Below are 13149 nucleotides of genomic sequence, written 5' to 3'. Positions count from 1 at the left end.
CCACCCCGCCAAGCGTCCATGTAGTTCAACTACGGGCCACTAGATGAGTAATTCCAAGGGGTAGGAGTCTGGCGGGATAGGCGGAGGGTGCCCAGAATCGGCGTTGCTACCCAACGCGACCCTGGAGGTCCTCGTGGACGCCGATCTGGACACCCTCGCCACCGCACTGTACGTCAGCACCGATGACCTGCTGAAGGCCCATCCCGAACACGCCCCGGCCCGCCCGGTTGTGGGGATCGCCCCGCGGATCACGGACGCGGAGCTGATCACCCTGGCCGTGCTGCAAGCCCCGGGCGGCTACACCAGCGAAGCCCGCTGGCTGCGCCACGCGCAGGCGCATCTGCGCCACCTGTTCCCGTACCTGCCCCACCAAACCGCCTACAACAAACGTCTCCGGGCCCTGGTCGACACCATGGCCTGGCTGATCGGGGTCCTGGCCGCGGACACGACCGTCGCCGGCGACGACCTGTGGGTGGTGGACTCCACCCCGGTGGAGTGCGCCCGCTCTCGGGAGACGGTCCGACGCTCCGGCCTGGCCGGGTGGGCCCAGTACGGGTACTGCGCCTCCCATTCCCGTTACTTCTGGGGGCTGCGGCTTCACCTGGTGGCCACCGTGCACGGGCTGCCGGTGGGGTGGGCGCTGACCGGAGCCAAGGCCGATGAGCGCACCGTGCTGGTGGAGATCCTTACCGGCACACCGGGCTTACACCGTCCCAGTTCTGGCCGGCAGGTGGTGATCGGGGACAAGAACTACTACGGCCGGGCCTTTGACGCCGAGCTGGCCCAGGCCGGGATCACCGTGGTCCGCCCGCCGCGGGCCGGGGAACTACCCCGGGACGGGGCCCGGTTCCTGAAACCCTTGCGGCAGGTGATCGAGTCGGTCAACAACACCCTCAAAGCCCAGCTGGATCTGGAGCGTCACGGCGGACGCACCGTGCGCGGGGTCTGCACCCGTATCGCCCAACGCCTGCTGGCGCTCACGACCGCGATCTGGCACAACGACCATCTCGGGCTGGCCATCCGCAGATCCCTGACCGCCTACGACCACTGACACCCCTTGGAATTACTCATCTAGTGGTGGTTGTAAGTGCGGCGGAAGCAATACTACGATCATCATCGTTCGCCAGAATTGATATGTGCTGTCTGCGACTTCAAAAGAAGGGATTATTTACCTAAAGAATATTATAAATACTCGACTGAATATAACAGTGTTATGGAGTTGCGTCGGGGTGGTTCGCCCGCACTTCACGGAGCCACCCCGACATCATAAAATTGATTCCAAAACAGTGCTGTACTTATTTCTCTCGCCATGGCTTTCATGGCCCTCACCGAGCTGGCCGCCACGCCCCTCACGATGTCAGACCAACCGGCCTCACACATCCACAATGACGGACCGGAACTGTCCCCGAACTACCTGACTCAAGGAAAGTCGGGGGAGTCCCCTTCGAGTCAGAATTATTCGTGGAACATCAGTGGAAAGAGCCTCTGAGGTACACCACGAGTGAAGCGAGGTTTGAGGGCTTCGAATGCTCCGGCGCGAGGAATCGAACCTCGGATTGCTGATCCAAAGTCAGCCGTGTTGCCGCTACACCACGCCGGAATGGTAGTGAGCAGGAACGCCAGATAGCTAGCGCCGTCGCCGCTCAACAAGCAGCACGCGTTGGCGGTGCTCATGGTGGCTTCGGCAGAAGTTCATAGTCACAATATACAAGGGGAAGCCGCGGCTTTGCCTATGGCTCGTATCGTCCCAAGGCCCGAGACCGAGGAAGGCTCAACCAACCTCGACAGTTATCGCCTTGGTGAGCCACGGCGTTCCTCGTCCCCAGGTCATTACGCTCGGGCGGACCCAGGTCGATAAAGGACAGCAAGGGAAGCACGATCGGGACGGGACAGCTCACCGGCTGTCCCGCCCCTCCCACTTCGGCATCACGCCCAACAGCCTGAAGTCTTCTGAGCGTCATCGGCTCCCCCGGTGCGTCCGATAGGTACCGGAATGACCTGGGTCTTCGTGCCAGGGGCGGTACTACGCTGTGGCCATGGAACCTGCCGAGGACGTGTTCACCGGCCCGCCCATGGCTCCACCACCACCCATGGCCTCACGCACCAGCGATTTCCTCCCCGTCGAGGAGATCCCCACCATCCGCCACGCCGCCGGCTACAGCCCCTTCCTCGCCTTCTGCACCCAACATCAGGCGGACCCGCACCACCTGGCATCGGACTTCCCCGCGCTGGTGGCTTTCCTTCGGACGCACGCCAGGCAATTCCAGCAGGATCCCGGGTTGCTGCGGGCGGCCGCCGTGTTCACCGGCAACACCGTGGCCACACTGCGCCCGGACGCGCAGTGGCAACCCGGCATCGACGATGAGTTCGCCGTCGGCACCGAGGACGCCTCCTTCGAACTCACCCGCCTCCTGCAGCACCTCCCCCTGGCCTCAGCCGATCAGATCGAGCTGTTCCTGGACGAGATCCAGGGCTGGCGGCACTGGGAGCCCCTCCCACCCCCGCCTCCCCTTTCCCCCGTCACCCAAGCTTCAGGTGCTGCTTACACCCGTCCACCGCTGCCCCAGCAGATCTTCACCACCCCGGAGGGGCAACCCATTCCCTACGGGCACCGCTGGGACGAGGACCCGCCACCGGAAGAGGCCTACAGCCGCATCACCCACCCCGAACGCTTCGCCGCCCTGCACCAGATCGCCCAGGCCCTCATCGACCACCTGAGGGCCACCTACGACGTCACCGTCACCGAGGGGCCAGCCAGTCTCCAGGACCTGCTCTGGGCTCCGGACGACACCATCTACGCGATCAGGCTCACTCCCAACCGTGCCGATGCCGCCCCACTGACCATCGTGTCCACCGCGGAACCGGCGGTGATCGTCCACGCCGGGGCTTGGTGCGAGCTCGTCTTCCCCGACTGCGCCTGTGACGCCTGCGACGAGACAGCCGAAGGCCAAGCGGAGGAACTCGAGCAGTTCGTCCTCGCCGTCGCCGCCGGCACGTTCCGCGAACGCTACCCACTGGGCAAACAGGCCGCCTACGAGTACGCCTGGGCCGCCCCCGACGGCTCCAGCGAAACCGCGAACACCACCGACCCACCCACTGACTCCCCCACACACCGCCAGAACACCGAACGCCGCCTCGCAACACTCCCCCACGGATGGCAACCCTGGACACCGCGAACCGCCTGACTCCACGTTGAGTGACAGTCGCCGACGTCTCGCAACCAATACGCCTCACAACCCTTGCCTTGCGAGACGGGGTACTGAGGTACACCCCAGCACGATGCCGTACTGCCCTGCATCTCGCGACACTGGCAGCAGCGGTCGAAACCATGGAACAAAATGGTTTACAACGTTAACTTGACAGACAGTTCCTTGCCTGCGTACTGTTCTGTTTACTAGCACGGGGCAGGCAACCTCAAAAGGAGGAACCCCCAAGAACCTGAAAAGGATGGACAGGACATGAGCAAGGAAACGGATCGGCAGGCAACCTGCCAGGACACTTTTGAGCGAACGCTGTTCGTCGTCGACATCGAGAACATGGTCGGGACTAGTGCGCCGCTCACCCCGGCCCAGGTCGGCAGGGCACAGGCCCGCATCAACGCAGCCGTCAGGTTCGAGGCCGGTGATCACACCGTCATCGCCTCCAACAAGGTCAACGCTGCAGCGGTCTGTTTCACCTGGAGCGGTCCGACCAGCCGCAGGATTCGCTCCGGCAAGGACGGCGCCGATGAAGCCTTGCTCGAGGAGTTGCGCGACCCGGCTTGGGTCGCGGCCCACTATGACCACGTCGTGATCGCTTCCGGTGACCATGCTTTCGCCAACGCCGTGACCGCGATCAGGATCGCCGGTTGCTCCGTTACAGTCATCGCCCCTGACGTGGGCCTGTCCAAGCGCATGTGTCTGGCCGCCGGACCCGACCTGATCCACCTGGGTTCGCCGATCCCCGCCAATGTCATCACCCTGTTCCGCACCGTCAAGGAGGTCGCATGACTACCACCGGCTTGAGCCTCAATAAAGCCCAGATCGCCGAGCTCGGTGGCGTCAGCCGCCCCGCGGCCGCTAAGTGGGTCCTAGACGAGGACTTCCCTAAGCCCGTGCCCGGCCTGGGCACACCCAGCAGTCCCCGTTACAGAGCAGATGAAGTCCGGGCCTGGATGAAGGCCCACGGCAAGAAGATCGTGGGCGGCGATGCTCACCGTGCCCTGTGGGCTGCGATGAACGCCTGGCGCGATTTCGGGCTCAACTACCGCGACGGCATCAACGTCGTGACCTCCCTGATTGTGTGGCGCTACGTCTCCGACCCGGGCTCCCCCGGGTTCTACGAGGATCTGCCTGCGCAGTATCACTGGCAGTCGTGGCGTGACTGGGCCACCATCCACCCACTGACGGAGATCCAACACGGCATGGAGTACTACGAGCATGAGATGAACCAGCCGGGCTTGTTCGACTCCCTCAAGGACAGCTCTGTTGCGCATAACCCCCGCGACTTGAAGGGGTCGTTCTACGCGGTACTGGATGCGCTGGGCATGATTGAGCCCGACGAGTTCACCAAAACCTTCGAGGCCTTCTACGACCGTGTGGCTGAAGCCACTGGTAAGACGGCCGGAGAGTTCGCCACCAGTAAGGACCTGATCGACCTGGCAGCTCGAGCCGTGGCTGATATCCCTGGACCGGTCTATGACCCGGCAGCTGGCACAGGAAGACTCTTGCTGACCGCGATGCAGCAAGGCACCGACCGTAGCCACGTGACCGGCCAGGAAATCACGCGCTCCACCCGTTCTATGGCACTGCAACGCGCATTGCTCTGGGGCGTGCAGGACATCGACGTGCACCTGGGCGACACGCTGGCTGATGATGCCTTCCCCGAAGGTCACGCCCAGGCCGTGGTGATGAATCCGCCATACGGTCTGCGCAACCCCGTGCGAGACTTGACTTGGGATCCCCGATTTATCTTCGGTGCTCCGAAGCGGGTGATGGACTACGCCTGGCCGCAAATCGGTATTTGGCACCTGGGCCCCGGCGGTCGCTGCGCCTGCTATCTGCCCTCCAACAGCCTCTTCCGCGGGGGCGAGGATGCTCGGATCCGTCAGAACATGCTTAAAGCCGGCAGCGTCGAGGCCGTCGTCGCTCTCCCTGCAGGCATGGCCATCGCCACCTCCATCCCGCTGACCCTGTGGATCCTGACCCGGCCAGGCGAGGCCACCGACCCCAACCGGGTGCTGCTCATCGACCAAACCGATCAGGGTGAACGCCTGGACCGAACAGCGATCACCGTTGACACCGCAGCCATCGCCGAGGCCTTGCAGGCGTGGCGGCACCACCAGAAAGTACCCGAGGCCATGCCTGCAGCCGCCGTGAGCGTGGAAGAGCTTTTGGCCGCTGGAGGCAACCTCACACCGCAGCAGTGGGTGCAGTCGACCGTTGAGGCCCCTGAGGCCAACAAGGTACGCGAGCAGATCGCGGCACTGGACCAAGCCACCATGAACCTGTCCGGTGTGCAACGGCAGAACAACGTGGAGATCAAAACCCGCACAGCACCTGTCGCCCAGACGACGGTGGGCCAGCTGATCAAGGAGGGCCGCATCGAGCAGGTCCGCCCTAAGTATCGCGTTGCGGACTCCGACCTGTCCGACACCGAGGGCATCCCCGTGATCACCGGCCCCTGGATTCGCCGGGAAAAGCCCATCGACAAGTTCGTCGATTCCACCATGGTCGAATCCCCGGTCGTCACCCGCCCTGGAGACGTGTTGGTGCAAATCCTTGGCGGCCTCAACGCCCGGGTGGACGAGGAGGGCGACAAGATCCTCCACACCTCTACCTACGCGCTGCTGCGCGTGCGCGACCACAATCTCAACCCGGAATACCTAGCCGAAATTATCGCCACCGAGCACAACGGGAACTCCTACGTCCAGGGCTTCTCTCAGCAGCGCGTCAAAATCGCAGACCTGCCCGTCCCGCTCCTTCCGCCTGCCGAACAGGAAGCCCTCGTGGCTGTGCTGGCCCAGACCCGAGCCTTAAACGAACGGGCGAGGGCACTGGCCGTGCAGGCGCAAGCCACCCGCAATGTCCTGGCCGAGGCAGTCGCTGCCGGTGCCCTCCAAGTCACCAAGGCGTGACCCGCACCCGCGAGATCTGCCGCCACGAAACACGCCCCATCCGTTCGACACTCCTCTCACCCCGTCACGAAAGGCGAGACCCATATGCCCGCGCCCAGCAAGAAGGACTGCCGTCATCGGACCCCGCCAGCTGATGCTTGCTGGTTTCAACTGGGCCACAAGGATGCCGCTTAATGTGTGCCAATCACGATCACTTAAATAAACTTCAGGTCATGACTTTCGCCCACAGTGACCAACGCCTTCCCGCCGAACAGAGAGCTCGCGTGCTCATCGATCGGCAGCTCGAGGAGGCAGGGTGGGTCGTCCAAAACCGCGACTCCAAAAACCTGTTTGCCAGTCAGGGCATCGCTGTGCGTGAGGAAATCATGGCCCCGGGCCACGGTCGGGCGGACTACCTCCTGTACGTGGACAAGGACGTGGTTGGGGTGATTGAAGCCAAGCCGGAGGGCACGACGCTCAGCGGGGTGGAGTGGCAGTCAGCAATGTACGCCGCTGGCCTGCCAGCGAGTGTGCGCCGCAAGGTGGTGACCAGCGGTGGCAGGTTGCCGTTCATTTTTGAGGCCAACGGGCGGGAACTGCACTTTACCAACGGGTTCGACCCCGAACCTCGGGCTCGGATGGTGTTCGGATTCCCGCGCCCGGAATCCTTGGCGTGGCAGGTGCGCGAGTCTCAGGTGAACCCCCAAGCGCCGACCTGGCGTGGGAAGGTCCGCACCATGCCCGCCTTAAATGAAGCACCGTTGCGTCCGGCACAAATCACCGCGGTGCAAGGCGTGGAAAAAAGCCTGCGGGAGCAGCGCTTTGATCGGTCTCTGATTCAGATGGCCACGGGCGCCGGCAAGACCTACACGGCCGTGACTCTGGCCTACCGACTGCTTCGCTATGGGGGGTTCCGACGCATTCTATTTTTGGTAGACCGCAACAACCTGGCCGACCAAACCGTGGGGGAGTTCCAGAACTACCGCACTCCTGATGACGGGCGTCGCTTTACCGAGCACTACAACGTCGACAAGCTGAGCGGGGCCGGCCTGCTGGGCTCCTCGGACGTGGTGGTCTCAACCATCCAGCGGGTGTTCATGGCTCTGCGGAACGAGGAAGTCACCATCCAGGACGACCCTCAGCTCGACGCCTTCATCCCTGATGAACCGGTGGTGGTCGCGTACAACGCACAACTGCCGCCGGAGGCCTTCGACATCATCATCGTGGATGAGGCCCACCGGTCGATCTACGGAGTGTGGCGCCACGTGCTGGAGTACTTCGACGCCCACGTCGTAGGACTCACCGCCACCCCGGGCAAGCAGACCTTCGCGTTCTTCCGCCAGAACCTGATTTCCGAGTACACCTATCCGCAATCGGTGGCCGACCGGGTCAATGTGGACTTCGACCTCTACCGGATCCGCACCGAGATCTCCGAGCAAGGCGGAAAGATTGATGCCGGCATCATCGTCCCCAAGGTTGACCGCCGCACCCGCGAGCAGAGGCTCGTGGAGCTCGATGAGGACCTGGAGTACACGCATAAGCAGCTCGACCGCGCCGTGACCTCACGCTCCCAGATCCGCACCGTGCTGGAGACCTTCCGCGACCGGCTTTTCACTGAGATTTTCCCGGAGCGCACCACCGTGCCCAAGACGCTGATTTTCGCCAAGGACGACGCCCACGCCGAGGAGATCGTCACCACGGTCCGAGAAGTTTTCGGCAAGGGCAATGACTTCGCCGCGAAAATCACCTACCAGGCCAAGGACCCTAAGGGGCACCTGCAGGCCTTCCGCACCTCCCCCACCCTACGCATCGCAGTGACCGTGGACATGATTGCCACCGGCACGGACGTAAAACCGCTGGAGTGTGTGTTCTTCATGCGCGATGTCAGATCGGCCCAGTATTTCGAACAGATGAAAGGCCGCGGCGCCCGCACCATCACTTCCACCGATTTCCAAGCCGTCACCCCCGACGCCATCGAGAAGACGCGCTTCGTGATCGTCGACGCTGTGGGAGTGACCGAGCACGACTTCGTCGACCCGCCGCTGAATCGCATCAAGGGGGTGTCTTTGCAGAAGCTGCTGGAGAAGGCCTCCGCGCTGACCCTCACCGAGGATGAAACGGCAACCCTCGCTTCCCGTCTGGCCGCCCTGGAACTGCAACTGACACCGGAGGAACGGAGGGAGCTCGATCAGGTCGCAGGCCAGCCCCTGCAAGGCATCATCCGTGGTCTGGTAGATGCAGTTGACGTCGACCGCCAAGCAGGTATCCGGCAGACAGCTGCAGATCCGGATCAAGCTGTCCAAGAGTCTCTCGACAAGGCGGTAGAGCCGATCGCGGCCAACCCCGAGTTGCGACATCGACTCTTGGAGCTGCGCCGGGCTCACGACCGCATCATCGACGAGGTCAACCAGGATGTGTTGTTGGACGCTCACGGGGTCGTGGACCCTGATCGCGCTCGATCGATCGTAGACTCATGGGCGGCTTACCTGCAGGAACACCGCGACGAGATCACCGCCCTCCAGCTACTCACCGAGACGAGGGAACGGCGGATCTCATTCCCGGACATCCAAGAGCTAGCCGAACGCATCAGCCGTCCTCCACACAATTGGACTCCTGATCTGCTCTGGAGCGCCTACGAAAAAGTCGCGGCGGGACGAGTGCACCACACCGACCAGCACACCACCACTGATCTGGTGTCCCTGCTGCGGTTTACGTTGGGGCTAGACGAAGAACTGGTGCCATACGCCGATCAGGTGCGGGAGCGCTACGTCGGTTGGCTCGCTCAGCAGGAGCAGGCCGGTACGGAATTCACAGACAAAGAGAGGTGGTGGCTAGACCGGATGGTCAAGGTCATCGCATCGTCGGCAGGCCTCACCCCCGACGATTTAGACGAGGCACCCTTTACTGATCGCGGTGGTGTGGACGGTGCTCTGCGCGACCTGGGCGACCGCACCGGCGATTACATCGACGAACTTAATGAGGTCCTGACGGCGTGAGTCTTGCAACCATCCCATACCCCATCGTCACTCTGGACCAGGCTCTTGCTCCACTTCAAAACGGAAAGCTCCTTCAGCAGGGGTGGAGTCCGCGCTGCCACCCTCGGCCGGCCAACGGATCCGACCAGTGGGGGGTCCTCAAGACAACTGCCATACAACCCGGCGCATTTAATAGCAATGAAAACAAAGCATTGCCCGACTCTATGAGTCCACGACCCCACATAGTTGCCCACCCAGGCGACCTAATCATGACAAATGCAGGACCAAGATCTCGTTGCGGTGTTCCTGCGCTGATTCGCGAGACGCAACCTCGAAGAATGCTCTCCGGTAAAATGTACCGGTTCCGCACTAACGACCAGTTCGATCCAGAATTTCTTGAGCTTTGGCTACTTAGTCCCGTAGCGCAAAAGCAGATCGATCAGATGAAGACCGGCATCAGCGACAGCGGCCTCAACCTCACCCAGTCGCGATTCCTCCGTCTTCCCGTTCCCAAGCCCACCCTGGTGGAGCAGCGTCAAATCGTATGCCGGGTCCAGCAACACATGATTTCAATGGAAGCCGCCTTGGCAACCGTCCGTCACGCCAAGGTCCAGACAAACATCTGGCGAGCTTCTGCAATAAATAACCGCATTTTTTCAGGAGAATCTTGGGGTCATCTAGCCCTTAAAGATCTTCTTCGCGAACCTATGCGCAATGGGCGTTCCGACCGAGTAAGCATGGATTCAGCATCAAGCACCCGATGCCTCACCCTAACCGCGGTAACACAATCCCAGTTCAGTGAAGAAAACACCAAACTGACGTCGACCCCGCCTGAAGTGGCTGCAAATCTTTGGCTAGAGCCAGGAGATGTTCTTGTCCAACGGTCAAATACGCCTGAGCTGGTCGGAACCACAGCTCGTTATGACGGTCCAAGAAATTGGGCAATATTCCCTGACCTACTCATCCGCATTCGTTGCAATGAGTCCATCATCGATAGTCGCTTCTTGGCAACGGTAATGCGAACTGAGCGCGTGCACAGATTTTTTCGATCCCGGGCAAAGGGGCTATCCGGCTCAATGCCCAAAATTGATCAGGACACTGTGGGGATAACCCGCATACCGGTACCACCCATGGACGTTCAGCGAGACATTATTGCAGCTACAGCGGAAATTACTGACCGAGCGAACGAAACGACTCAAACCCTTGAACGCACCGAGCGACGCGCTGAATCTCTGCGTAACTCCGTTTTAGTAGCCGCGTTTGAGGGGCGATTAACTCACGAGCGACAATTAATACGCGGCTCTGACAATTCTTTTTCGCAAAATCTAGATTTAGTTTCTGAGGTTCTTTAAAATGATGAACACCCGACGCCTGATCGACAAGCTTTGGTCCTACTGCGACGTCCTCCGCGATGATGGAGTGGGTGTGCTCGAGTACACCGAGCAACTCACTTTCTTGTTGTTCTTGAAAATGGCTCATGAACGGTCCACTCGAAAGTTCCAGCCCCATCAGATCATCCCCGATGAGTACTCCTGGACCCACCTTACGGATGCTTCCGGGATGTATATCGAGGCGGAGTACAGCCGCATCCTGCGCGGGCTCGGGAAGATGGACGGAACGGTTGGGGTAATTTTCCGCAAGGCCCAGAACCGGATCCAGGACCCGGCCAAACTGCGCCGACTGGTGGTGGATCTCATCGATAAGGAGCACTGGTCCCAGGCCGGCACCGACCTGACCGGTGATGCCTACGAGGCGCTACTCGCCAAGAGCGCCTCGGACAAGGGTTCAGGTGCCGGTCAGTACTTCACCCCGCGCCCGCTAATCCAGGGCATCGTCGACGTCATTCAACCCACCGTAGAGGACACCGTTACCGACCCCGCCTGCGGCACCGGCGGCTTCCTACTAGTGGCCCACGACTACGCCGAGCAGCACTCAGGGGACATGAGCCGGCCCCAACTGCGCAAGTTGCGCGACGGCTTCGCCCACGGCATCGAGCTGGTGGACGGCACCGCCCGTCTGGCTGCGATGAACATGCTCCTGCACGGCATTGGTGACGCCGAGGGTGAGTCGGTCATTGAGGTGAAGGACTCCCTGGTCGCCGACCCGGGACAGCGTTGGTCCGTGGTGCTGGCCAATCCGCCGTTTGGACGGAAGTCGTCGCTGACCATGGTGGGGGCGGATGGGCGTGAGGTGCGCGAGGACCTGGAGATTGAACGCCCCGACTTCGTCGCCACCACCTCCAACAAGCAATTGAACTTCGTCCAGCACATCATGACCATCTTGGAAATGAACGGTCGGGCCGCGGTGGTGCTGCCGGACAACGTGCTGTTCGAGGGCGGGGCCGGTGAGACCATCCGCCGCAAGCTGCTGGCCGACTTCGACCTGCACACCATGCTGCGCCTGCCCACCGGCCTGTTCTACGCCCAAGGCGTAAAAGCCAACGTCCTGTTCTTCGACAAAAAGCCAGCCAGCGAACAGCCCTGGACCCGGAAACTGTGGGTCTACGATCTGCGCACCAACAAGCACTTCACGCTCAAACAGAACCCGTTGCGCCGAGCCGACCTCGAGGATTTCGTAGCCTGCTGCAAGCCCGGTCGGCCTCACGAAGAGCGAGAAGATTCCGAGCGGTTCAAGGCGTACAGCTACGAGGAACTTGTCAGCCGGGACAAGGTCAACCTCGACATCACCTGGTTGCGCGACGAGTCCCTGGAAGACCTGGAGAATCTGCCCTCCCCGGATGTTATTGCCCGCGAGATCGTGGAGGACCTCACCGCTGCTCTGGCCGATTTCGAGGCCGTTGCCACGGCTTTGGAGGAGCAGCTCGGTACGAGCGAGATTGACGAGGAAGCCCTAACAGCTGACTGAGTTTGGACAGTAACTTGCTGACAGGATGCCTTCCGTGAGCGGTGGCGTTTCAGTCTCTCGAGGAGCGTTTGGCAGAGCGATGGTGCCAACCCGACAAAATGAGATAACAACCGCTGGCCGGGGCCTGCCAAGGCGTCGCTGGAGTGCAGTCCCCACAAGTGGCCTCGCGACTGTTCTTTCGTTTCCATATTGTGGAAAACAGCCGGTGTGAGTGCTCCTCCGCCGGACCAGGGCCCAGTGCCCCCGGAGTGGTTGTGGTGGCCGCGGTGATGGGGGAAGCACGCTGGGCCCTGCTTGCTTTCCCCTGATCTTCGACACTTAGACGTTGTGGGTTATCAGCTGTCGTGTCGCCCCTGAAATACGCGCAGCATCGTCGCCATTGCATGGCGCTCTTGGAGTTGCTCGTCAACGGTCTGCTGGTATTCCTGCCCCATCATGCTGTCGCCTTGACGGCGGTTCTGCGGGGGCTCGAGCCCTTCGATCAGGATGGCTTCCATGGTGGCCACCACCAGGTCGGTGCCAAAGGTGGCGGCGGGCTCTCCCAACACACCCCTGTTCAGGACAGGACGCAGCCCAAACCAGGAGAAGCGGTCCCACCGGCCCGATAACTGGTCTTTGGTGTGCTCGAACAGTCGTTGTCCCATGCGTGGCTTGGACACCCGGCCTACGTACACGGTGCGCGCCCCGTCGTGGAGGAGGTAGACGCCGATCTCTCCGGCGAAGTCCACCTCTGTCTCGTTGCCGGCCTTGTGTCCCAGGATGCGGTTGCGGTTGCCCCAGTCGACTTGGTCCCGTCGCCAGAACATGCCGAAGGACGTGATGAGGCCCGGGTCCTCAGTGGAGTCCTCTGCGGGGGCTGGTGCGGGCTTCACATCAGCAGGATCAGGAGCGTCTTGGTCGAGGTCCTCGTCCAGAAGGAGGTCCTCGACCTCCAGGCCGGCTGGGGGGCCCTCGTTGAGCGAGTCGATCGAGGAGGGCGGAACGTGTCCGGACTCGAACTGCCCGCGCAACACTGTCAGGCGCACCAACTTCCCGTGGCGCTGCACGCCCCACATGCTCCAGCCATTGGTCGCCCGACCCTCCCGGACGACCTGGGCTGCAGCAGACGGTGTCGGATAGGACCGCCCATCGTAGTTAATGCTCCCGTCAGCGTTCAGCGATGCCGTCGTGCTGTGGGGTTGACCCCGTTTCGTGGACATCGAGTTATGCGGCTTC

At 61.9% G+C, this 13149-nt stretch carries 8 protein-coding genes and 1 tRNA gene; 7 read left to right on the top strand and 2 right to left on the bottom strand.

Annotation, left to right across the window (positions count from 1 at the left end; all coding sequences use genetic code 11):
- The first annotated feature begins 133 nt into the window (after nt 1–133).
- Nucleotides 134–1051 (top strand): IS982 family transposase, encoded by a 918-nt coding sequence (locus AVL61_RS11975; RefSeq protein ID WP_058874564.1) that lies wholly within the window; start codon nt 134–136, stop codon nt 1049–1051.
- Nucleotides 1052–1529: 478 nt separating this feature from the next.
- Here AVL61_RS11975 and AVL61_RS11970 read toward each other — a convergent pair.
- Nucleotides 1530–1600, bottom strand: a tRNA-Gln gene (locus tag AVL61_RS11970).
- Nucleotides 1601–2090: 490 nt separating this feature from the next.
- On the opposite strand from AVL61_RS11970, the gene AVL61_RS17535 reads away from it, so the two are divergent.
- From AVL61_RS17535 to AVL61_RS11945, 6 genes are all read left to right on the top strand, one after another.
- Nucleotides 2091–3185, top strand: coding sequence for a DUF6226 family protein (locus AVL61_RS17535; RefSeq protein WP_197412704.1), 1095 nt, complete (start codon nt 2091–2093; stop codon nt 3183–3185).
- Between the two features lie 273 nt (nt 3186–3458).
- A complete protein-coding gene (locus AVL61_RS11960) occupies nt 3459–3989 on the top strand; it encodes an NYN domain-containing protein (RefSeq protein WP_058874563.1) in 531 nt (176 codons plus the stop codon).
- Nucleotides 3986–6115, top strand: a complete 2130-nt coding sequence (locus AVL61_RS11955) for an N-6 DNA methylase (RefSeq protein WP_058874562.1) — start codon at nt 3986–3988, stop codon at nt 6113–6115. The genes AVL61_RS11960 and AVL61_RS11955 overlap by 4 nt, the downstream gene beginning before the upstream one ends.
- Nucleotides 6116–6327: 212 nt before the next feature.
- Nucleotides 6328–9090, top strand: coding sequence for a type I restriction endonuclease subunit R (locus AVL61_RS11950; protein ID WP_058874566.1), 2763 nt, complete (start codon nt 6328–6330; stop codon nt 9088–9090).
- Nucleotides 9091–9422: 332 nt separating this feature from the next.
- Entirely contained in the window at nt 9423–10421 is a 999-nt protein-coding gene (locus AVL61_RS17950) for a restriction endonuclease subunit S (RefSeq protein WP_157571406.1), read from the top strand.
- Between the two features lies 1 nt (nt 10422).
- Nucleotides 10423–11934: a class I SAM-dependent DNA methyltransferase gene (locus AVL61_RS11945; protein WP_082697121.1), complete on the top strand. Its 1512-nt coding sequence runs from the start codon at nt 10423–10425 to the stop codon at nt 11932–11934.
- 335 nt (nt 11935–12269) lie between these two features.
- Here AVL61_RS11945 and AVL61_RS18220 read toward each other — a convergent pair.
- Nucleotides 12270–13149 (bottom strand): restriction system modified-DNA reader domain-containing protein (locus tag AVL61_RS18220; protein ID WP_231738402.1); only part of this gene is annotated, 880 nt, incomplete at its 5' end.

This window comes from Kocuria rosea subsp. polaris (genome assembly GCF_001483755.1).
GTDB lineage: Bacteria > Actinomycetota > Actinomycetes > Actinomycetales > Micrococcaceae > Kocuria > Kocuria cellulosilytica.
The sequence above is the reverse complement of the archived record's forward strand: the minus strand, read 5'-3'. Positions and strand labels throughout refer to the sequence as shown.

Bases quoted from the DNA above. Each gene is read 5' to 3' on its own strand.
- AVL61_RS17535 (WP_197412704.1), top strand. From the start codon at position 2,091: ATGGCCTCACGCACCAGCGATTTCCTCCCCGTCGAGGAGATCCCCACC.
- AVL61_RS11960 (WP_058874563.1), top strand. From the start codon at position 3,459: ATGAGCAAGGAAACGGATCGGCAGGCAACCTGCCAGGACACTTTTGAG.
- AVL61_RS11955 (WP_058874562.1), top strand. From the start codon at position 3,986: ATGACTACCACCGGCTTGAGCCTCAATAAAGCCCAGATCGCCGAGCTC.
- AVL61_RS11950 (WP_058874566.1), top strand. From the start codon at position 6,328: ATGACTTTCGCCCACAGTGACCAACGCCTTCCCGCCGAACAGAGAGCT.
- AVL61_RS17950 (WP_157571406.1), top strand. From the start codon at position 9,423: ATGTACCGGTTCCGCACTAACGACCAGTTCGATCCAGAATTTCTTGAG.
- AVL61_RS11945 (WP_082697121.1), top strand. From the start codon at position 10,423: ATGATGAACACCCGACGCCTGATCGACAAGCTTTGGTCCTACTGCGAC.